The organism is Kosakonia sp. HypNH10, from assembly GCF_029850615.1.
Lineage (GTDB): Bacteria > Pseudomonadota > Gammaproteobacteria > Enterobacterales > Enterobacteriaceae > Kosakonia > Kosakonia cowanii.
Window position 1 is genome coordinate 745946 of sequence record NZ_JAOTIU010000001.1, and the last position, 21783, is coordinate 767728.

23 protein-coding genes are annotated in these 21783 nt (G+C 57.1%); 15 read left to right on the top strand and 8 right to left on the bottom strand.

Annotated features, from left to right (window positions below):
- Window positions 1–28 precede the first annotated feature (28 nt).
- From bioA to N7V53_RS03640, 4 genes are all read left to right on the top strand, one after another.
- Window positions 29–1324 carry an adenosylmethionine--8-amino-7-oxononanoate transaminase gene (gene bioA / locus N7V53_RS03625; protein WP_279792154.1) on the top strand — a complete coding sequence of 432 codons (1296 nt, stop codon included), beginning with the start codon at window positions 29–31 and terminating at the stop codon, window positions 1322–1324.
- 47 nt (window positions 1325–1371) lie between these two features.
- Complete coding sequence (locus N7V53_RS03630) at window positions 1372–2052, top strand: type 1 glutamine amidotransferase domain-containing protein (RefSeq protein WP_279792156.1); 681 nt, start codon at window positions 1372–1374, stop codon at window positions 2050–2052.
- Between the two features lie 13 nt (window positions 2053–2065).
- A complete protein-coding gene (locus tag N7V53_RS03635) occupies window positions 2066–2542 on the top strand; it encodes a kinase inhibitor (RefSeq protein ID WP_279792158.1) in 477 nt (158 codons plus the stop codon).
- Window positions 2543–2654: 112 nt separating this feature from the next.
- Window positions 2655–3938, top strand: coding sequence for a putative acyl-CoA thioester hydrolase (locus N7V53_RS03640; RefSeq protein WP_124969074.1), 1284 nt, complete (start codon window positions 2655–2657; stop codon window positions 3936–3938).
- Between the two features lie 69 nt (window positions 3939–4007).
- Here N7V53_RS03640 and pgl read toward each other — a convergent pair whose 3' ends face one another.
- Complete coding sequence (pgl, locus tag N7V53_RS03645; RefSeq protein ID WP_279792160.1) at window positions 4008–5003, bottom strand: 6-phosphogluconolactonase; 996 nt, start codon at window positions 5001–5003, stop codon at window positions 4008–4010.
- A gap of 155 nt (window positions 5004–5158) precedes the next feature.
- Here pgl and N7V53_RS03650 point away from each other — a divergent pair, with 155 nt between their 5' ends.
- Complete coding sequence (locus N7V53_RS03650; RefSeq protein ID WP_279792162.1) at window positions 5159–5977, top strand: pyridoxal phosphatase; 819 nt, start codon at window positions 5159–5161, stop codon at window positions 5975–5977.
- 56 nt (window positions 5978–6033) lie between these two features.
- On the opposite strand, the gene N7V53_RS03655 is transcribed toward N7V53_RS03650, so the two are convergent.
- The 6 genes from N7V53_RS03655 to N7V53_RS03680 all read right to left on the bottom strand — a co-directional run bounded on the left by N7V53_RS03655 (window position 6034) and on the right by N7V53_RS03680 (window position 10112).
- Entirely contained in the window at window positions 6034–6369 is a 336-nt protein-coding gene (locus N7V53_RS03655) for a hypothetical protein (RefSeq protein WP_279792163.1), read from the bottom strand.
- Entirely contained in the window at window positions 6366–7127 is a 762-nt protein-coding gene (locus tag N7V53_RS03660) for a DUF4225 domain-containing protein (protein ID WP_279792164.1), read from the bottom strand. Before N7V53_RS03660 ends, N7V53_RS03655 begins: the two co-directional genes overlap by 4 nt.
- Window positions 7128–7248: 121 nt before the next feature.
- Window positions 7249–8307, bottom strand: coding sequence for a molybdenum ABC transporter ATP-binding protein ModC (gene modC / locus N7V53_RS03665; RefSeq protein ID WP_200135664.1), 1059 nt, complete (start codon window positions 8305–8307; stop codon window positions 7249–7251).
- A 3-nt stretch (window positions 8308–8310) separates the two neighbouring features.
- Window positions 8311–9000 carry a molybdate ABC transporter permease subunit gene (modB, locus tag N7V53_RS03670; protein ID WP_023479527.1) on the bottom strand — a complete coding sequence of 230 codons (690 nt, stop codon included), beginning with the start codon at window positions 8998–9000 and terminating at the stop codon, window positions 8311–8313.
- Window positions 8997–9773, bottom strand: a complete 777-nt coding sequence (gene modA, locus N7V53_RS03675; RefSeq protein ID WP_279792168.1) for a molybdate ABC transporter substrate-binding protein — start codon at window positions 9771–9773, stop codon at window positions 8997–8999. The genes modB and modA overlap by 4 nt, the downstream gene beginning before the upstream one ends.
- Window positions 9774–9950: 177 nt before the next feature.
- Window positions 9951–10112 (bottom strand): AcrZ family multidrug efflux pump-associated protein, encoded by a 162-nt coding sequence (locus tag N7V53_RS03680; protein WP_279792169.1) that lies wholly within the window; start codon window positions 10110–10112, stop codon window positions 9951–9953.
- Window positions 10113–10248: 136 nt separating this feature from the next.
- Between N7V53_RS03680 and modE the strand changes: the two genes are divergently transcribed.
- From modE to gpmA, 9 genes are all read left to right on the top strand, one after another.
- Window positions 10249–11037, top strand: coding sequence for a molybdenum-dependent transcriptional regulator (modE, locus tag N7V53_RS03685; RefSeq protein WP_279792170.1), 789 nt, complete (start codon window positions 10249–10251; stop codon window positions 11035–11037).
- Window positions 11038–11104: 67 nt separating this feature from the next.
- Entirely contained in the window at window positions 11105–12574 is a 1470-nt protein-coding gene (modF, locus tag N7V53_RS03690; RefSeq protein WP_279792179.1) for a molybdate ABC transporter ATP-binding protein ModF, read from the top strand.
- 179 nt (window positions 12575–12753) lie between these two features.
- Window positions 12754–13683 (top strand): DUF2167 domain-containing protein, encoded by a 930-nt coding sequence (locus tag N7V53_RS03695; protein WP_279792180.1) that lies wholly within the window; start codon window positions 12754–12756, stop codon window positions 13681–13683.
- 2 nt (window positions 13684–13685) lie between these two features.
- Entirely contained in the window at window positions 13686–14381 is a 696-nt protein-coding gene (locus N7V53_RS03700) for a site-2 protease family protein (RefSeq protein WP_023479504.1), read from the top strand.
- Between the two features lie 216 nt (window positions 14382–14597).
- The gene (gene galE / locus N7V53_RS03705; RefSeq protein ID WP_023479508.1) at window positions 14598–15614 is read left to right on the top strand and encodes a UDP-glucose 4-epimerase GalE; all 1017 of its coding nucleotides are present in this window, start codon (window positions 14598–14600) and stop codon (window positions 15612–15614) included.
- Between the two features lie 11 nt (window positions 15615–15625).
- Window positions 15626–16672, top strand: a complete 1047-nt coding sequence (galT, locus tag N7V53_RS03710) for a galactose-1-phosphate uridylyltransferase (protein WP_023479537.1) — start codon at window positions 15626–15628, stop codon at window positions 16670–16672.
- Window positions 16673–16674: 2 nt separating this feature from the next.
- A complete protein-coding gene (galK, locus tag N7V53_RS03715) occupies window positions 16675–17823 on the top strand; it encodes a galactokinase (protein ID WP_279792181.1) in 1149 nt (382 codons plus the stop codon).
- Complete coding sequence (galM, locus tag N7V53_RS03720; RefSeq protein WP_279792183.1) at window positions 17817–18857, top strand: galactose-1-epimerase; 1041 nt, start codon at window positions 17817–17819, stop codon at window positions 18855–18857. The genes galK and galM overlap by 7 nt, the downstream gene beginning before the upstream one ends.
- A 207-nt stretch (window positions 18858–19064) precedes the next feature.
- Window positions 19065–19817, top strand: coding sequence for a 2,3-diphosphoglycerate-dependent phosphoglycerate mutase (gpmA, locus tag N7V53_RS03725; protein WP_023479514.1), 753 nt, complete (start codon window positions 19065–19067; stop codon window positions 19815–19817).
- A 194-nt stretch (window positions 19818–20011) separates the two neighbouring features.
- On the opposite strand, the gene aroG is transcribed toward gpmA, so the two are convergent.
- Entirely contained in the window at window positions 20012–21064 is a 1053-nt protein-coding gene (gene aroG / locus N7V53_RS03730; protein WP_279792186.1) for a 3-deoxy-7-phosphoheptulonate synthase AroG, read from the bottom strand.
- A 318-nt stretch (window positions 21065–21382) separates the two neighbouring features.
- On the opposite strand from aroG, the gene N7V53_RS03735 reads away from it, so the two are divergent.
- On the top strand, window positions 21383–21766 hold the full coding sequence (locus N7V53_RS03735) for a YbgS-like family protein (RefSeq protein WP_279792718.1): 384 nt from the start codon (window positions 21383–21385) through the stop codon (window positions 21764–21766).
- The last annotated feature ends 17 nt before the right edge of the window (window positions 21767–21783 follow it).

Consider the following 21783-nt stretch of genomic DNA (forward strand, 5'->3'; position numbering starts at 1 on the left):
ACTTTTTAATTTGGTTTACAAGTCGATTATGACCCACGACGATTTAGCTTTTGATCGCAGCCATATCTGGCATCCCTACACCTCCATGACCGCCCCTCTCCCCGTCTATCCGGTCGCTTCCGCGCAGGGCTGCGAGCTGCATCTCGCCAGCGGCGAACGGCTAATTGACGGTATGTCATCATGGTGGGCGGCAATCCACGGTTACGGCCATCCGGCGCTGAACGCGGCGATGAAAACGCAGATCGATGCCGTCTCTCACGTGATGTTTGGCGGCATTACCCATGCGCCCGCCGTGGCGCTGTGCCGTAAGCTGGTGGCGATGACGCCCGAGGCGCTGGAGTGCGTGTTTCTCGCCGACTCCGGTTCGGTGGCGGTAGAAGTGGCGATGAAGATGGCGCTGCAATACTGGCAGGCGAAGGGCGAGTCGCGGCAGCGCTTCCTCACCTTCCGTAACGGCTACCATGGCGACACGTTCGGTGCGATGTCGGTGTGCGATCCCGATAACTCGATGCACAGTTTGTGGAAGGGTTATCTGCCGGAAAACCTCTTTGCGCCCGCGCCGCAGAGCCGTTTTGATGGTGAATGGGATGAGCACGATATGGTGGCGTTTGCCCGCACTCTGGCGGCCCATCGCCATGAGATCGCTGCCGTTATTCTGGAGCCGATTGTGCAGGGCGCGGGCGGCATGCGCATGTATCATCCCGAGTGGCTGAAGCGCATCCGTAAGATGTGCGATCGCGAAGGGATCCTGCTGATTGCCGATGAGATCGCCACCGGCTTTGGCCGCACCGGTAAACTCTTCGCCTGTGAGCATGCGGGTATCACGCCGGATATTCTCTGCCTTGGCAAAGCGCTGACCGGCGGCACTATGACCCTCTCCGCCACGCTGACTACCCGCGCGGTGGCAGAGACCATCAGCAACGGCGAGGCGGGCTGCTTTATGCATGGCCCAACCTTTATGGGCAACCCGCTGGCCTGCGCGGCGGCAAACGCCAGCCTGGAGATTTTGCAGCGCGGCGAGTGGCAGGCGCAGGTCGCCGCCATCGAAGCGCAGCTGAAGGCGGAGCTGGCTCCCGCCGCGCAGGCCGCAAGCGTCGCGGATGTGCGGGTTCTCGGGGCGATTGGCGTGGTGGAGACTCGCTCGCCAGTGAATATGGCAGCGTTACAGCGCTTCTTTGTCGAGCAGGGCGTCTGGATCCGCCCGTTTGGTCGCCTGATCTATCTGATGCCGCCCTATATCATCACTCCTGAGCAGCTGTCGCGCCTGACCCAGGCGGTGAATACTGCCGTGCTGCGCGCGGATCTCTTCGCCGACGAGGCGTAAAAGATGCACTACACTTTTGGGTTACTGACCTGAAAAATGGAGGATATATGGCAATTCTGATGGTTCTGACTTCGCACGACACCCTCGGCGATACCGGTAAGAAAACCGGTTTCTGGCTCGAAGAGTTTGCCGCACCCTGGTACATCTTTCAGGATGCAGGCGTGGAGGTGGTGCTCGCCTCTCCGGCGGGCGGACAGCCGCCGCTCGACCCGACCAGCGATGCGCCGGATGCGCAGACGCAGGACACCGGGCGTTTCCGTAAAGATGAAAAAGCGCAGCAGGCGCTGGCAAATACCCTGCCCCTGAGCAGCATCAACATCAGCGATTATGACGCGGTCTTTTTCCCGGGCGGCCACGGCCCGCTGTGGGATCTGGCCGAGCACCCAGTCTCTATCGATCTGATTGAAAAATATTGGGCGGAAGGGAAACCGGTCGCGGCGGTCTGCCACGCACCGGGCGTACTGCGCCATGTGAAAAAACCGGACGGCACGCCGCTGGTGCAGGGTAAACGCGTCACCGGTTTTACCAACAGCGAAGAAGAGGCGGTTGGCCTGACGAAAGTGGTGCCGTTTTTAGTGGAAGATTCACTGAAACAGGCAGGCGGGCAGTTCGAGCGCACCGATGACTGGGGCGTCTATGTGGTGACCGACGGCCATCTGGTCACCGGTCAGAACCCGGCCTCCTCTGCGGCAACCGCCGAAGAGTTGCTGAAAGTGCTGCACCGCTAAGCAAGGAGGCCGCATGAAGTTACTCAGCCATAATTTTCGTGACTGCGAGAAGTTACCGCTGCGTCACGTGTTTAACGGCATGGGCTATGCGGGCGATAATATTTCGCCCCATCTGACATGGGATGAGGTGCCTGCGGGCACCAAAAGCTTTGTCGTCACCTGCTTTGATCCTGACGCGCCAACCGGCTCCGGCTGGTGGCACTGGATTGTGGCGAACCTGCCGGCGGATACGCGTGTGCTGCCACAGGGTGCCGGATCCGGCAGCGCTGCGTTACCGGAAGGAAGCGTGCAGACGCGCACCGACTTCGGCAGCGCCGGGTATGGCGGCGCGGCACCGCCGAAGGGTGAAACCCACCGCTATATCTTTACCGTTCACGCGCTGGACGTGGAGAGTCTGGATATTGATGAAAACGCCAGCGGGGCAATGGTCGGCTTTAATGTCCATTTTCACACCCTCGGCAGCGCCACTCTCACCGCCCTTTTCAGCTAAAAGCCAGGGTTTTACAGCCGATTTAACAAATCGGCTTCCCGTTTCGCTCAACTTAGTATAAAAAAGCAGGCATTACGCTATCCCCTTTAACTTGCATAGTCTGGAGCACCCCTTGAACACATCATCGGTTTCCCGTCTGGCGCTGGCGCTCGCTTTTGGCGTGACACTGACCGCCTGTAGCTCGACGCCGCCCTCTGAGCGTCCGTCTGAACAAACTGCGCCGGGCACCTCCTCGCGCCCGATCCTAAGCGAAGCTGAAGCGAAAAACTTCACCGCCGATCGCTACTTCACCCCGCTGGCCGCCAACAGCGCCGCGTGGAAACCTTATGCTATCCGCGTGCCGGAAAAAGCAGATTTCGTGGTCGGGCCTGCCGGTACGGCGGGTGTAACCCACACCACCATTCAGGCCGCAGTTGACGCTGCCATCAATAAACACGCCAGCGACCGCCAGTACATTGCGGTGATGCCGGGTGAATATGAAGGCACCGTCTATGTGCCTGCGGCATCGGGCAGCGTGACCATTTACGGTACCGGTGAGAAAGCGGCGGATGTGAAGATTGGTCAGGCGATCGATTCTGAAATGGATCCGACCAGCTGGCGTCGTCTGGTTAATCCATCGGGCAAATATATGCCGGGCAAACCAGCATGGTATATGTTTGATGCCTGCCAGCGCAGCCGCGCGGCGACTGTGGGCGTGATGTGCTCCGCCGTGGTCTGGTCGCAGAACAACGGCCTGCAACTGCAGAACCTGACCATTCAGAATACGCTCGGTGACAGTGTCGATGCCGGTAACCACCAGGCGGTGGCGCTGCGCAGCGATGGCGATAAAGTGCAGATCAACAACGTCAATATCCTCGGCCGCCAGAACACCTTCTTTGTGACCAACAGCGGCGTGGATAACACCCTGCGTAGCGATCGCCAGACCCGCACGCTGGTGACCAACAGCTACCTCGAAGGCGATGTGGATATCGTCTCCGGGCGCGGCGCGGTGGTGTTTGATAACACCGACTTCCGCGTGGTCAACTCGCGTACTCAGCAGGCGGGCTATGTCTTCGCACCGTCTACCCTGTCGAACCTCTATTACGGTTTCCTCGCCGTCAACAGCCGCTTTACCGCCGCCGGAAACGGTGTCGCGCAGCTGGGCCGCTCGCTGGATATCGACAGCAGCACCAACGGCCAGGCTGTGATCCGCGATAGCGTGATTAACGAAGGCTTTAACGTGGCGAAACCGTGGGGCGATGCCGCCGTATCGGGCCGCGCCTATGCGGGCAACACCGGCACTGCGGATGATAAAGGCAACATCCAGCGCGATTTGAACGATGCGAAGTTCAACCGCTTCTGGGAGTTCAACAACCGCGGCCTCGGCAGCAAAGTGGTTGCCGAGCCGAAGAAGTAATTCAGCGCTCAAAACAAAAAACCTCGCCACGGCGAGGTTTTTTTATGCCCGGAGATTAGCTTCCGGTCATTACATGGCGTTAATGACTACCCACATCGGGCCCTGGCCCACGGCGTAGCGCGCTTTTTCAGTCAGCAGACCCTGCGCACCGGCAATCTCATACAGCGCGATGTGATGGGATTTCTGCCCGGCGGCAACCAGGTATTTCCCGCTGTTATCGATATTGAAGCCGCGCGGCTGGGTTTCCGTCGGCTGGAAACCCTCAACGGCGATAACGCTGCCATCTTCCGACACGCTGAAAATAGTCAGGGTGCTGGAGGTGCGGTCGCAGGCATAGAGATGACGGCCATCCGGCGTAATATGGATATCCGCCGCCCAGCGGGTATCGGTAAAGTCCGGCGGCATCATATCCACAGTCTGCACGCACTCGGTTTTGCCGTGCGGATCGCTGAGCTGCCAGACATCGACGCTGCTGTTGAGTTCGTTAACGCAGTAGGCGAAACGCTTATTCGGATGGAAGGCCATATGGCGCGGGCCTGCGCCCTCGACGGTGGTCACTTCCGACGGCTCCTGCGCGGTCAGCGCGCCCGTTTCACCGAGGGTAAAGAGACAGATGCGATCCTGCTTCAGGGCAGGGACAAACAGCGTGCGGTTGTCCGGCGAAATATTGGCCGAGTGGCACCCTTCCAGCCCCTCTTCAAGGTGTACGGTCTCGCCCGGAATGCCATCATTCAGGCGCACCACGCTGACGCTGCCCGCATTGTAGGAGGCGCTAAACAGGAAACGACCGCTATGATCGGTGGAGATATGGGTCGGGCTGCCGGAGAGCGGCGCTTCTGCGGCGTAACTCAGAGCGCCATCTTCAGGGGAAATACGGTACGCGAGAACGCGAAATTCAGGGCGAACGCCAACGTAGAGGTAACGTTTATCCGGGCTGACAACCATCGGCTGCACCTGGCCTGGCACATCGACAACCTGCACCAGCGTCAGGCTGCCTTCGGAATTCAAACGCCAGACGTGGATCTGCTGACTTTCGGGGCTGGCGGTATAAACGGTCTGTTTCATGAACACTCCTTTCCTCAAATTCTTCTCTGCGTTAAGTAACCAGGATAGCCGTTTTTGCGGCTTGATGCTGAATTTCGCCCTCAGATTTTGCGCATGCGGCGACGGGGTGTACCATCCCCGGACACGAATTTTCACCTTCAACCACGGGAAACGATATGACCTCGCGCGTAATAGCACTCGATTTAGACGGTACGCTTTTAACCCCGAAGAAAACGCTTCTGCCCTCTTCCCTTGAAGCGTTAGCACGCGCAAAAGCCGCCGGGCATCTGCCCATTATCGTGACCGGTCGGCACCATGTCGCTATCCACCCTTTTTATCAGGCACTGGCGCTGGATACACCTGCAATTTGTTGTAATGGCACCTATTTGTATGATTATCAAGCAAAAAAGGTGCTCGCCGCCGATCCGCTGCCGGTCAACCAGGCGCTACAACTGATCGCCCTGCTGGAAGAGTACCAGGTGCATGGCCTGATGTATGTCGATAACGCCATGCTGTATGAAAAGCCGACCGGCCATGTGCTGCGCACCAACACCTGGGCCGAAGCGCTGCCGCCCGAGCAGCGCCCGGTGTTCCAGCAGGTTGACTCCCTGCGCGCCGCGGCCGCAGAGGTGGAAGCAATCTGGAAATTCGCCCTCACCGATGAAGATACCGGCAAGCTGAAGAACTTTGCTCACCATGTTGAGCAGACGTTAGGGCTGGAGTGCGAATGGTCATGGCACGATCAGGTGGATATCGCCCGCGCCGGTAACAGCAAAGGCAAGCGGCTTGCCGAATGGGTCACCGCGCAGGGCTTATCGATGCAGGATGTTGTGGCCTTTGGCGATAACTATAACGATATCAGCATGCTACAGGCCGCAGGTACCGGTGTGGCGATGGGCAACGCCGACGATGCGGTGAAAGCCCATGCCAATGTGGTGATTGGCGACAACACCGTCGATAGCATTGCCCAATTTATCTATCAAGAACTGCTTTAATCAGGCGGTAATCGACACGCTTTTGTTTTGGCAAGGCGAGGTGCGAGGCCTCGCCTTTATGTGGCTTTATAATGTCTATTTGATGGCGTTGCAGCGAAAAATAGCAGCCCAAACGCGAATGCTCCAAAGCGTATCGGGTACGAGCTATCAATATCATAATCAATATGGAAAAACCCTTGCAGGAAGGAGGTTCCGTGCACCGCCAGGCAAAACTGAATTCCTGCCACTACAAAAACGAAAAGCGTGTAAAAAATATATAGCAGCCGCGATTTATTTCTATTTACAAAGAACTTGCCGAGCATCAAACCTAAAAAGATCACTAATGAAACAATGTAATATAAAGCACATGGCACCCATGCATACTTATCGAAAATAATATCCTCTGGCATCATTCCGGCTCGTCTACGATTTGATATACAGACCATCCCGTAATGATGCTATTAATTGCGTCATTACCGAGCGCCACTTTACTCATTTGCTCCCATCCAAACACATAATCGTTATACATTACATCCCATAATTTCCAGGATTGTTCGCGGGGTTTAAACAACTTTCGAAAAGCGCCATATCCCGCGGTCGCAATATCGACTGTACCGTATGCAAAATCACCAACTCTTTGACCAAAGCCTAATTTAGAAGCGGCGTAACGATAAGCGTCGCGAACAGTCCCCGAAACATTCTCTCTAAACAAAAGATAATATCCATTTTCATAAACATTATTGGCTCCATGTAAAATCATTGGCGCACCATAACCAGCACATGCAGCCCCTAAAGATGCAACGCATATCCCTGCTCCGCCGAAAATCTGCGAACCGCCCCCCACAAAGCCCACCTGATGCAGACCAATCTGCACTAGATTATTTACTTTTTCTTTTTTTACTATCACGTAAAGCTTCGCCTGATTAGCTACCAGTTCAACATCTTGTTGGCTAATGTGTTGAATTTCTCTCTGCAGAATTTCAGCGGCACCTTTAAAAGTGAGGCAGTTTGCGTGTACATCGTTAGTGAGATCCCGTATTAGCTTTCCGGCTTTAGAGTAAAAATCAGAACGCAAAAACTGTAGATGTCTCATTGATAACTTTTGGACAAGGTTCAGATATTCGAGGCTACGGCGTTCAAATTCATCTTTATCCCTGTTGTGAGCATACATATAGTCTTCCTTGTCTCATTGCTAAGTGAGACTGCAAACTATACTTCGCGACAAGCGAATCATCAAATCAGGTGGGATATTTGCTGGCGCAAGGTAGTTTGTTGCGCCAGTTTTGTCAGCATCAGGCGGTAATCGACACGCTTTTGATTTGCGCATAGAGCCACTGGCCGGGTTTGATACTGAGTTCATCCCGCGCCCAGGGGCTGATGCGCGCCCACAGGGTTCTTCCACCGACATCCAGCTGCACTTCCACCTGCCCGTCGACATCGAAACACTGCACGATTTTGGCACGCAGAATATTGCGGATGCTGGTATTCATCGGCGGCTGAAGCACCAGCGACACATCGGTGGCCTGAATGCGGATGCGCAGCGCGCTTTTCAGCGGCCGGTCGATCTTATTGACCCAGATATGCTGATCGCCCAGCGCCAGCGCGGTCATCGCGTAGTGCGGATGGTGTTCCAGCACCAGCACTCTCAGCACGCTGCTCTGCTGTTCCGGCGGCAGCCACGGGTTCATTACGCTGCTGCCCCACACATCTTCGAGGCTGCCAAAGGCTTTTACTTCGCCCGCTTCCAGCACCATCACTTTATCTGCCAGATGGAGGATCTCATCCAGCGAGTGGCTGACATAGAGCATCGGGATATTGATCTCCTGCGCCAGCCGTTGCAGGTAAGGCAGCAGTTCGCGCTTGCGCGGGATATCCAGCGAGGCCAGCGGTTCATCCAGCAGCATCAATTCCGGCGCGGTCAATAACGCGCGGCCAATCGCCACGCGCTGCTTTTCACCGCCGGAGAGGCCACCGGGCAGCCGGTCGAGCAGCGGCTCGATGCCGAGCAGTGTCACCAGTTTGTCAAACTGAGCAGCCATCGATTTCGCCATGCCGTAGCGCAGATTGCCGCGCACGCTGTAGTGCGGAAAGAGGCGCGCATCCTGAAAGACATAGCCGACGCGGCGCTTTTCGGGCGGCAGGCACACTTTGCGTTCAGTATCGAACAGCACGCGATCGTTAAGCACGATGCGGCCTTCTTGTGGCTGCGTCAGGCCGCCGATGGCGTTAATCAGTGAGGTTTTTCCCGCGCCCGAGACGCCAAAAATTGCGGTGATGCCGCTGGCAGGCAGCGTTTCGGCAATACGTAACCGATGGGTGCCCAGCGTCTGGGTGAAATTAAGCTCCAGCATCGGTTATCTCCCCGTCCGTTCGCGGCTCACGCGCGCCAGCCACTCTGAAATCAGCAGTGAGATCAGCGCCAGAATAATCGAAATAATGCACAGGCGCGCGGCGGCGCTCTCGCCCCCCGGCGTCTGAATTAAGGTGTACATGGCAGAGGGAATGGTGCGGGTTTCGCCTGGAATATTAGAGACGAAGGTAATGGTGGCACCAAACTCGCCGAGGGAGCGGGCAAAGGCCAGCACCGTGCCGACAATAATTCCCGGCAGGGTGAGGGGTAAGGTAATGGTGAAAAAGACGCGCCAGCGACCGGCTCCCAGTGTGCGGGCAGCCTGTTCGAGTTTGGTATCGACACTCTCCAGCGCGAGGCGAATGGCGCGTACCATCAGCGGGAATGACATCACCGCAGCGGCTAACACCGCGCCGCGCCAGCTGAAGGCGAAGGTGATGCCAAACCAGTCATAGAGCCATTGACCAACGATGCCACGGCGGCCCATGGCGATCAGCAGCAGGTAACCGACAACCACCGGCGGCAGCACCAGCGGCAGATGCAGCACGCTGTCGAGCAGCGCTTTGCCCGGAAAGGTGCGGCGCACCAGTAGCCAGGCAAAGAAGATCCCAAAGGGCAAACTGAGTAGTACCGCCAGGGAAGAGACTTTAAGGCTCAGCAGAACAGCCTGCCATTCAGGATCGGTCAATATCATTCGTGCGTTGTAAATCCGTAACGTTTAAAGATTTCAGAAGCCTGCGGGCCTTTCAGATAGTCATAAAACGCGCTTACGGTTGCGTTTTTATGACCATCGATAATCGCCAGCGGGTATTCCACTTTTTTATGCGACGCTTCCGGGAAGGTGCCTACCACTTTCACCCCTTTGCTGGCCACCGCGTCAGAGCCGTAGACAATGCCTAACGGCGCTTCGCTGCGCTCCACCAGCGCCAGCGCACCGCGAACATCCTCCGCAGGTGCCAGTTTCGGCGAGAGGGTTTCCCAGGCGCCCAGTTTTTGCAGCGCCTCTTTGGCGTAGATACCGGCCGGAACATGCTCCGGATCGCCCACCGCCAGACGGCCGCCTTTCAGCAGGCTGTTCCAGTCGGTTTTCGCATCAATCTTGATCTCGCCCTGCGCGCTGCTTTTCGGCGCAACCACCACCAGGCTATTCCCGAGCAGGGTTTCACGGCTCGCACTATCTACCGCTTTTTTCTCGACCGCGTAATCCATCCACTTCTGGTCGGCCGAGATAAAGAGATCCGCTGGCGCGCCCGCTTCAATCTGGCGTGCAAGTGTGGAAGAGGAGGCGAACGAAGAAACCACCTTAACCTGCTTCTCTTTGGTGTACGCGGCGGCAATATCCTGCATCGCGTTGGTCAGCGAGGCGGCGGCAAAGACGGTAATTTTACCCTCCTGCGCCACGGCCTGCCCTGCTACGACAAGTGTTAATGCTGCGCCAACCAGCAGACGTCGCCTTGTGTGTGCCATTTTTTACTCCTCTCATTTTCGTTATATAAAAAAAAACATAACGATAGTATCAGAGAATGGCAGCGGGCCGGAAATACCCATCAATAATTAAAACCTACCTAACTATATCGGCAGAAAGGGAAAAGATCTTGAATGGCGGAAAGCGAAACGCCCACAAAGTGGGCGTTTAGGAAGGGATTAGCGCGATGGGGTAGTGGTATCGCGGCGCTTTTCGCGGTGTCCAACGGCGGAAAAGACGTTGAACACTTCACCCAGGCCATAAATCAGAACGAGGATGATCGCCATAACCACCGGCACCATAATCACGGCAAAAACCAGGCTTTTCAACAGCTCTAACATGGTCGTCTCCAGAAAGTGGGAATGCGGCATTCTAGCCTGAACATTGTGTAAAACACTCGCCTTTTGTGCGATTGCCTGGCACTAGGCGCGTCGGCGCTTTTCCTTCACAATAGCCCTTTTGCGAGGGAAGTGCGTCATGCAGGCTGAAATTCTCCTTACTCTTAAACTCCAGCAGCGCCTCTTCGCCGACCCGCGGCGCATCGCTCTGCTTAAGCAGATTGAGCAAACCGGCTCCATCAGCCAGGGCGCGAAGAACGCCGGCATCAGCTACAAAAGCGCGTGGGACGCCATCAATGAGATGAACCAGCTCAGCGAGCAGACGCTGGTTGAGCGCGCTACCGGCGGCAAAGGCGGCGGCGGAGCGGTGGTAACGCGCTACGGGCAGCGTCTGATTCAGCTCTACGAGCTGCTGGGGCAGATCCAGCAAAAAGCTTTTGATGTGCTGAGCGACGACGACGCCCTGCCGCTCGACAGCCTGCTGGCGGCAATCTCACGTTTCTCCCTGCAAACCAGCGCCCGCAATCAGTGGTTTGGCACCATTACCGCCCGCGACCACCAGCAGGTGCAGCAGCATGTCGAGGTATTGCTGGCGGATGGGCAAACCCGGCTTAAGGCGGCGGTCACGGCGCAAAGCGCTGAACGCTTAGGGCTTGAGGCGGGTAAAGAGGTGCTGGTACTGCTGAAAGCGCCGTGGGTCAATGTGACCTGCGATGCGCAGCGTGCGGCGCAGGCGGATAACCAGATAACCGGCGCGATTGCCCATATTGAGCACGGCGAGGCGCAGAGTGAAGTGCTGATCGCCCTGCCCGATGGCCAGACGCTTTGCGCTACGGTGCCAAATGCGCAGGTGGAGGATATGCAGGAACAGCAGCAGGTGACGGCATATTTTAATGCCGATCGGGTGATTCTCGCCACGTTGTGCTGAGGGCATTGACAAGCCGGGCCATTGCACGTATCCCTGAGTTTCTGTGCTGCAAAACCTGGGATACATCATGTCGTCATTGCAAATTTCGCAAGGTACGTTTCGTCTTAGCGATACCCGCACGCTGCATCTTGAAGATCTCCGCCTGCAGGCCGGAGAGAGCTGGGCCTTTGTCGGTGCCAATGGCAGCGGCAAATCGGCGCTGGCCCGCGCGCTGGCGGGTGAGCTGACGCTGCTTAACGGCGAGCGCCAGTGCCACTTCACCCGCCTTACCCGCCTCTCCTTCGAACAACTGCAAAAGCTGGTCAGCGAGGAGTGGCAGCGTAATAACACCGATATGCTCTCGCCGGGCGAAGAGGATACCGGGCGCACCACCGCCGATATTATCCAGGATGAGGTTAAAGACCCATCGCGCTGCGCGGCGCTGGCGGCGCAGTTTGGTATTACCCATCTGCTTGAGCGGCGCTTTAAATACCTCTCGACTGGCGAAACCCGCAAAACCCTGCTCTGCCAGGCGCTGATGGCGCAGCCGGAGTTACTTATTCTTGATGAGCCCTTTGACGGGCTGGATGTCGACTCCCGCCAGCAGCTTGCCCAGTTGCTCGCCCGTCTGAATGCCGATGGCTACACGCTGGTGCTTGTGCTCAACCGCTTCGATGAGATCCCGGCCTTTGTTCAGCATGCGGGCGTGCTGGTGGATTGTGCGCTAACGGAGACCGGTGAGAAGGAGGCCCTGCTTCAGCAGGCGCTGATTGCGCAACTGGCACACAGCGAACAGCTGAGCGGCATGACGCTGCCGGAGCCGGACGCTGCGCCCGCCCGTGCAACGCTCGATCCCACCGCACCGCTGATTGTGCTTAACGACGGCGTGGTCTCCTATGATGACCGCCCGATCATTAACCACCTCTGCTGGCAGGTGAATCCGGGCGAGCACTGGCAGATCACCGGCCCGAACGGCGCGGGGAAATCGACGCTGCTGAGCCTGATTACCGGCGATCATCCGCAGGGTTACAGCAACGATTTAACCCTCTTTGGCCGCCGTCGCGGCAGCGGCGAGACCATCTGGGATATCAAAAAACATATTGGCTATGTCAGCAGCAGCCTGCATCTCGATTACCGCGTCAGCACCACGGTGCGCAATGTGATCCTCTCCGGCTATTTCGACTCGATTGGTATCTATCAGGCGGTCTCCGATAAGCAGCACAAGCTGGCGCAGCAGTGGCTCGATATTCTCGGCTTTGATGCCCGTACCGCCGATGCGCCGTTTCACAGCCTCTCCTGGGGGCAGCAGCGGCTGGCGCTGATTGTCCGCGCGCTGGTTAAACACCCGACGCTGCTGATCCTTGATGAACCTTTGCAGGGGCTGGACCCGCTTAACCGACAGCTGGTGCGCCGCTTTATCGATGTGCTGATCGGCGAAGGCGAAACCCAGTTGCTGTTTGTCTCCCACCACGCCACCGACGCGCCCGCCTGCATTACCCACCAGCTGGCGTTTATTGCCGACGGCGAGGGCTACCGCTACGCCTTAACACCACAATAATTGGGGGGCTGCTTCGCCTCCTGGCTGTGTGCTGTAATAGCGCCCGCGCGTTTTCGCGTAAAAAAAATAATGATCGCTTACTGGCTTGCTGATGACGCCCCCGTTATCGGCGGCCAGTTTTTGTTATGGCAAGAAAAAAGCCCGCCGATGGACGACGGGTCAATATAAACGGGACCTTTATGACTCAATATCTCTCCCTTCCCCGCGCCCTTACACTGGTCGCGGCGCTCTGCTTTGGTTTCAGCACGCTGGCTTTTGCGGAAGAGGCAGCACCGGACCCCAACGAAGCAAAAATCAACCAGGCCGTAGAAAACATGCAGCGCGTTAGCGTGCCGGGCCCGCATAAAGTCACGCTGGGTAACCAGGCGGTGCTGAATCTTCCGGAAGGTTTTACCTACATTCCCCCGCGGCAGGCAGCGGAATTTATGCGCGAACTGGGCAACCACGTCGATGAGAGCGCCTTTTACGGGCTGGTGTTCAATGATGCCATCTCCGGGTTCGTCTCTATCGAGTATGACAATGCGGGTTATATCAAAGATGACGATGCCAAAGACTGGGACGCGGCCGAACTGCTGAGCAACCTGCAGGAAGGGACCAAGGAAGGCAACAAGATGCGCAGCGAGAAAGGCATTCCGCCTATCGAAGTGGTCGGCTGGGTAGAGAAACCGAGCTATGATGCTGCAACTCATCGCCTGATCTGGTCTGCTGCCATTCGCGATATCGGCAGTAACGTACCGCTGAAAGAGCAAGGCGTGAACTACAACACCTACCTGCTCGGCCGTGAAGGGTATCTCTCGCTGAACCTGGTGACCGATCGCGGCACCGTGGAGCAAGAGAAGCCGCTGGCGAAAAACCTGCTTAACGCCGTGACCTTTAACGACGGTAAAAAGTACAGCGACTTCAACGCCTCGACTGACAAGATCGCCGAATATGGCCTGGCGGCGCTGATTGGCGGCCTGGCGGCAAAAAAACTGGGTCTGCTGGCAATTATCGGCGTCACCCTGCTGAAGTTCTGGAAACTGGCGCTGATTGCGCTGGCGGGCGCAGGCATGGGCATCAAGAAGCTGCTGTTCCGTAAAAAAGACGACAAATCTAAAATTGTCGAATAAGCATGAAGCTGCTGTTTCTGCTGTTTAAAGGCGCAACCCTCGGCAAGCTGCTGCTTTCCGGGGGGACAATGCTGCTGTCGGTGGCGACCTATGCGCTGGCCTTCGGCTGGCCCTACGCCACCGGCTTCGTGGTGCTGCTCTTTTGTCATGAACTGGGCCACTATCTTGCGGCGCGCCAGCGTAACTTGCCGGTGGGTCTGCCGATGTTTATCCCTTTCGTCGGTGCCTGGGTGGCGCTAAAAGAGGAGTTTCCGGATGCGGAAACGGAGGCGTGGGTCGGTATCGCCGGCCCCCTGCTCGGCTCGCTTGCCGCGCTGGGCTGCTACTATCTGGCGGAGTACTTCGACAGTTCGATGTTGATGGCGGTGGCTTACGCTGGCTTTTTCCTCAACCTCTTTAACCTGATCCCGGTGCCGCCCCTTGATGGCGGGCGTATTACCGTCGCCATTTCGCGCAAGATTTGGTATCTCGGCATTCCGCTGCTGCTCGGTTTCTTTTACCTGCACCCCAGCCCGCTGCTGCTGATTGTCTGCCTGCTGGCGGCTTCGCAAATCTGGACCCGGCGCAAAGAAACGCCCAATTTAACCGCACTAACCCCTGGCAAACGTCTGGAATATACCCTTTTGTACTTTGGGCTGATTGCCTGGCTCTCCCTGATGACCTATAACCTCCACGGGGCGCTGGCCAGCTTTCGCTGACCTTCCCTGCGTCGCTGCAGCGCAGTGACGTCATTTTCAGACTAATCACACTCGTCGGCGCAGCCCGGTAAATACGCGGCTGTCCCGGCGTTTATGCGGCATTGCGGGCGGTTGAAAAATCAGTGTAAACGATTCCACTATTTTATCCCATGTCACACTTTTTACCGCTCTGTTATGCTAAGGTTAATTCATATCAAATGCTTGATGGAGTCAAATATGCGAGTTCTGGTTACTGGTGGTAGCGGTTACATAGGAAGCCACACCTGCGTGCAACTGCTGCAAAACGGTCATGACGTTATCATCCTCGACAACCTCTGCAACAGTAAGCGCAGCGTGCTTAACCAGATTGAGCGCTTTGGCGGTAAACGGGCGCTCTTCGTTGAGGGCGATATTCGCGATGAAGCGCTGCTGGCTGAGATCCTGCACGATCACGCTATCGAAGCGGTGATCCACTTCGCCGGGCTGAAAGCCGTTGGCGAATCCGTTGCCAAACCGCTGGAGTATTACGACAACAACGTCAACGGCACGCTGCGCCTGATTAACGCCATGCGCGCCGCCAACGTGAAGAACTTTATCTTTAGCTCCTCGGCAACCGTCTATGGCGACCAGCCGAAAATCCCTTATGCCGAAAGCTTCCCGACCGGCACCCCGCAAAGCCCGTACGGCAAAAGCAAACTGATGGTTGAGCAGATCCTCACCGACCTGCAAAAAGCGCAGCCGGAGTGGAGCATCGCGCTGCTGCGCTACTTCAACCCGGTGGGCGCGCATCCGTCAGGCGATATGGGTGAAGATCCGCAGGGGATTCCGAACAACTTAATGCCCTATATCGCCCAGGTGGCGGTGGGCCGCCGCGAATCGCTGGCGGTGTTCGGCAATGACTACCCGACAGAAGATGGCACCGGCGTGCGCGACTATATCCACGTGATGGATCTGGCCGACGGTCACGTTGCCGCAATGCAGCAGCTGGCAGGTAAACCGGGCGTCCATATTTACAACCTCGGCGCTGGCGTCGGCAGTAGCGTGCTTGATGTGATTAACGCCTTCAGCAAAGCCTGCGGCAAACAGATTGCCTGGCACTTCGCGCCGCGCCGCGACGGCGATCTCCCGGCCTACTGGGCGGACGCCACCAAAGCCGACAAAGAGCTGAACTGGCGCGTAACACGCACCCTTGATGAAATGGCAGAAGATACCTGGCGCTGGCAGTCACGCCATCCGCAGGGCTATCCCGATTAACAGGAGTGGTAATGTCGCAATTTAACCCGGTCGATCACCCGCATCGCCGCTACAATCCGCTGACGGATCAGTGGATTCTGGTCTCTCCGCACCGTGCGAAACGCCCCTGGCAAGGGGCGCAGGAGACGCCGTCTAAACAGACGCTGCCTGCGCACGATCCGGACTGTTTCCTCTGTCCGGGCAATACCCGTGTCACCGGGGATAAAAACCCCGATTACACCAGCACCTATGTCTTTACCAACGACTTTGCGGCGCTGATGACCGACACGCCGGATGCGCCAGAGAGTAACGACCCGCTGATGCGCAGCCAGAGCGCGCGCGGCACCAGCCGGGTTATCTGCTTCTCACCGGATCACAGCAAAACGCTGCCGGAGCTGAGCGTGGCGGCACTGGAAGAGGTAGTAAAAACCTGGCAGCAGCAGACCGCTGAGCTGGGGAAAACCTACCCGTGGATCCAGGTGTTTGAGAACAAAGGCGCGGCGATGGGCTGCTCCAACCCGCATCCGCACGGGCAAGTTTGGGCTAACAGCTTCCTGCCGAATGAAGCCGAGCGCGAAGATCGCCTGCAAAAAGTCTACTTTGCCGAACACCACTCACCGATGCTGCTCGATTATGTGCAGCGCGAGCTGAAAGATGGCAGCCGCACGGTGGTGGAAACCGAGCACTGGCTGGCGGTGGTTCCCTACTGGGCCGCCTGGCCGTTTGAAACGCTGCTGCTGCCAAAAGCCGCCGTTCAGCGCATTACCGAGTTAACCGACGCGCAGCGCAGCGATCTTGCGCTGGCACTGAAAAAACTGACCAGCCGCTACGACAACCTGTTCCAGTGCTCCTTCCCCTACTCGATGGGCTGGCACGGCGCGCCGTTTAATGGCGAGGATAACGCCCACTGGCAGCTGCATGCGCACTTCTATCCGCCGCTGCTGCGCTCCGCCACGGTGCGTAAATTTATGGTTGGCTACGAGATGCTCGGCGAAACCCAGCGCGATCTCACGGCAGAACAAGCGGCCGAACGCCTGCGCGCGGTCAGTGATATCCATTTTCGCGAATCCGGAGAATAACAATGAGCCTGAAAGAGAGAACAGACGCGCTGTTTGCTGAGACATTCGGCTACCCTGCCACCCACACCATCCAGGCCCCGGGCCGCGTCAACCTGATTGGCGAACATACCGATTACAACGACGGCTTTGTGCTGCCCTGCGCCATCGATTACCAGACGGTGATCAGCTGCAAAGCGCGCGACGATCGCACCGTGCGCGTGGTCGCGGCCGACTACGACAACCAGCGCGATGAGTTTTCGCTGGATGCGCCGATTGTGGCGCACGACAGCCAGCAGTGGTCCAACTATGTGCGCGGCGTGGTGAAACATCTGCAACAGCGCGATGCCAGCTTTGGCGGCGCGGATCTGGTGATCAGCGGCAATGTGCCGCAGGGCGCGGGCTTAAGCTCGTCTGCCTCGCTGGAAGTGGCGGTCGGTACCGTTTTCCAGCAGCTTTACCATCTGCCGCTGGACGGGGCGCAGATTGCGCTCAACGGCCAGGAAGCGGAGAACCAGTTTGTCGGCTGTAACTGCGGCATCATGGATCAGCTGATCTCTGCGCTTGGCAAGAAAGGTAGCGCGCTACTGATCGACTGCCGCTCGCTCGGTACTAAAGCGGTCTCTATGCCCGAAGGCGTGGCGATTGTCATTATTAACAGCAACTTCAAACGTACGCTGGTGGGCAGCGAATACAACACCCGCCGCCAGCAGTGCGAAACCGGTGCGCGCTTCTTCCAGCAAAAAGCGCTGCGTGATGTCAGCCTCGATCAGTTCAACACTGTGGCGAATGAGCTGGATCCGCTGGTCGCGAAACGTGTGCGCCATGTGCTGACCGAGAACGCCCGCACCGTGGAAGCGGCCGCCGCGCTGGAGAAAGGCGACCTGCAACGGATGGGCGAGCTGATGGCGGAATCTCACGCCTCTATGCGCGACGATTTTGAAATCACCGTGCCGCAAATCGATACGCTGGTAGAGATTGTCAAAGCAACCATCGGTGATAAAGGCGGCGTGCGCATGACCGGCGGCGGCTTTGGCGGCTGCGTCGTTGCGCTGGTGCCGGAAGCGCTGGTGCCGGAAGTGAAACAGGCGGTTGAGAGCCAGTACGAAGCGAAAACCGGTATCAAAGAGACCTTCTACGTGTGTAAACCTTCTCAGGGGGCAGGACAGTGCTAAATGAAACGCCTGCGGTAGCACCCGATGGGCTGCCGGTACGACTGATCACCCTGCGCAACGGCGCGGGAATGGTGGTGAGCTTAATGGACTGGGGCGCGACGCTGCTCTCTGCGCGCGTGCCGATGAAAGATGGCAGCGTGCGCGAAGCGCTGCTCGGCTGCGCGACGCCGGAGCACTACTGGGAGCAGACCGCCTATCTCGGTGCCTCTATTGGCCGATATGCGAACCGCATTGCGAAGAGCCGCTTTACCCTTGATGGCGAGACCTGGTCGCTGACCCCAAGCCAGGGCGAAAATCAGCTGCACGGCGGCCCGGAAGGGTTTGATAAACGCCGCTGGCGCATTGAGCGCCAGAACGACAGCGAAGTGCTCTTCTCCCTCACCTCGCCGGATGGCGATCAGGGCTATCCGGGCACGGTCAACGCCACGGCGCACTTCCGTCTCGGTGATGATAACCGCATCACCATTGAGTACCGCGCGACCACCGACAAGCCCAGCCCGGTCAACCTGACCAATCACGCCTATTTCAACCTTGATGGCGCGCAGGGCGATGTCCGCAACCATACGCTGCAACTGCTGGCCGATGCCTATCTGCCAGTGGATGAGATGGGCATTCCGACCGGCGATCTGAAGAAGGTGGCGCTGACCAGTTTTGATTTCCGTACGCCAAAAACCGTGGCGGAAGAGTTCCTCAGCGATGAGGATCAGCGCGTGGTGAAGGGTTACGATCACGCCTTTTTACTGCAGGCGCAGGGGGATGTGAATACCCCTGCGGCGCACCTGTGGTCAACGGATAAGCAGCTGCAAATGTCGGTTTATACCAGCGCGCCTGCGCTGCAATTCTACTCCGGCAACTATCTCGAAGGGACGCCTGCGCGCGGCGGGAAAACCTACAGCGCATGGCAGGGTCTGGCGCTGGAGAGCGAGTTTTTACCCGACAGCCCGAACCGCCCGGACTTCCCGCAGCCGAATTGTATGCTGCAACCTGGCGACGAATATGTCAGCCGGACGGAGTATCACTTTATTCCGCTCTGAGCATGAGCCCTCCTGCGGGAGGGCTTTTTTTTGCCCTTTTTGCTGAAATATGCGCCACTTATCCTCAAAACAATAACCCTTGATTCACAAGCAGCTTACACTCTGCGCCTATTTTCGCTATGGTTAAGGGTAATCGTTGCCGGGCAGTGCGCTTCGGCAATACAATGAGAATCGTTATCATTAAATCAGGCTCACAGGAGTAAGTGTATGGCTGTTACTAAGCTGGTTCTGGTTCGTCATGGCGAAAGCCAGTGGAACAACGAAAACCGCTTCACCGGTTGGTACGATGTTGATCTGTCAGAGAAAGGCGTTGGCGAAGCGAAAGCGGCAGGCAAACTGCTGAAAGCTGAAGGCTACGCGTTTGATTTTGCTTATACCTCTGTGCTGAAACGTGCCATCCACACGCTGTGGAACGTTCTGGACGAACTGGATCAGGCATGGTTACCGGTTGAGAAGAGCTGGAAACTGAACGAACGTCACTACGGTGCGCTGCAGGGTCTGAACAAAGCAGAAACCGCTGAGAAATATGGCGACGATCAGGTTAAACAGTGGCGTCGCGGCTTCGCCGTTACCCCGCCGGCGCTGACCAAAGATGATGAGCGTTTCCCGGGCCACGATCCGCGTTACGCGAAACTGACCGAACAAGAGCTGCCGCTGACCGAAAGCCTGGCGCTGACTATCGATCGCGTTATTCCTTACTGGAATGAAACCATTCTGCCGCGTCTGAAAAGCGGTGAGCGCGTGATCATCGCCGCACACGGTAACTCCCTGCGTGCGCTGGTGAAATACCTCGACAACATGAGCGAAGAAGCGATCCTCGAACTGAACATTCCGACCGGCGTACCGCTGGTTTATGAGTTCGACGAAAACTTCAAACCGATTAAGCACTACTATCTGGGTAATGCGGATGAGATCGCCGCGAAAGCTGCTGCGGTAGCAAACCAGGGTAAAGCGAAGTAATAAAAAAGCCGGACATCATCGATGCCCGGCTTTCAACTCTCAGGCCCGGTACGCTTCGCGCTGCCGGGCTTTTTGCTGCGTAAAATTGCCGGATGGCGCGTAAACGCTTATCCGGCCTACGCGGTTTCAGCGGCTTCGTTACCGTAGGCCGGATAAGGCGTAGCCGCCATCCGGCATACAAAACAGAGGGCCCGTTAACCGCGGCGCGCTTTGACTGCTTGCGCTAACTGGCGCAGCACCGCGTCGGTATCTTCCCAGCCGATACAGGCATCGGTCACGCTTTTGCCATAGACCAGCACATCGCCGCTCTCAAGGCTCTGGTTGCCTTCTACCAGATGGCTCTCAATCATTACGCCCATGATCGCTTTATCACCGCCGGCGATCTGCTGGCAAACATCTGCGCTCACTTCCATCTGCTTTTTAAACTGCTTGCTGGAGTTCGCATGGCTGAAGTCGATCATCACCTGCGCCGGCAAGCCCGCTTTTTCCAGCCCTGCTTTCACTTCGGCGACATGCTTCGCGCTGTAGTTCGGCTCTTTGCCGCCGCGCAGAATAATATGGCAATCGCCGTTGCCCGCCGTGTTAACGATGGCCGAGTGGCCCCATTTGGTCACGGAGAGGAAGCAGTGCGGCGCGCCAGCGGCATTGATAGCGTCAATCGCTACTTTAATGGTGCCGTCGGTGCCGTTTTTAAAACCAACCGGGCAAGAGAGGCCGGAGGCGAGCTCACGGTGTACCTGAGATTCGGTCGTGCGCGCGCCAATCGCGCCCCAGCTCATCAAATCCGCCATATATTGCGGGGTGATCATATCGAGGAACTCACCCGCCGCCGGAAGCCCGCTGTCGTTAATTTCCAGCAGCAGTTTGCGCGCAATGCGCAGGCCGTCATTGATGCGGAAGCTGTTATCCATATGCGGATCGTTAATCAGCCCCTTCCAGCCAACGGTGGTGCGAGGTTTCTCAAAATAGACGCGCATTACAATTTCCAGCTCGCCCTTCAGTTCGTCACGCAGCGCCAGCAGGCGCGAAGCATACTCTTTCGCCGCGACGGGATCGTGAATGGAACAGGGGCCAATCACCACTAACAGGCGGTCGTCGCTGCCGCGCAGGATTTGATGGATCGCCCGGCGCGCCTGGGAGACCGTTCTGGCAGCGGTTTCGGTAGCGGGGAATTTTTCAAGCAGCGCGACAGGAGGGAGTAACTCGTTGATCTCTTTGATGCGTAAATCGTCGTTCTGATAAGTCATGATCTTTCCAGTGTGAACATGTTTTTTAGAAGAAAAGCAATCTGACCAATCTATCTCGCTCGCGCCGTAGTGTAAACGCGATTTTACACTTCGCCCGGATAATTCCTGGAATCTACGGAAAGTGGTGGGAAAAGTAGCAAGTCGCCACATCCCGACTACACTTTTTAACTGTAAATACCTTTGTTTTACATTTTTTCGTTATTCCATGCTGCTACTTATGGCACGTATGGCATCTTTCACCACTGAGCGTGCGATGGGTTCGCGCATATTCTGCCGACGTCCAGCGCGGCATTAGACGACCAGCACAGGAGCATCATGATGAAAATGAATAAATTAGCGACGCTTTTACTGACCACCACATTGACTCTGGCAGGCGGCGCAGCGTATGCGGCGGACGCATCCTCTTCCAGCTCCAGCAACGGCGATGCAAACGCGGCAGCGAATGCAGGCCAGGTTGCACCTGACGCGAAACAGAATGTAGCGCCAGGCAATGTTGATAACAGCAACATTAATACCGGCAATACCAACACTAATTCCACCTCTACGCAGATGGAGCACAAATCTGGCCATATGAGCAAAGAGGAAGTGCATAAAAACACCATGTGTAAAGATGGTCGTTGCCCGGACGTGAATAAAAAAGTTGAAACCGGCAGCGGTGACAACAGCAAAGTGAACACCAAAACTGATGGCACCACCCAGTAAGGCGTGATGCTGAAGTG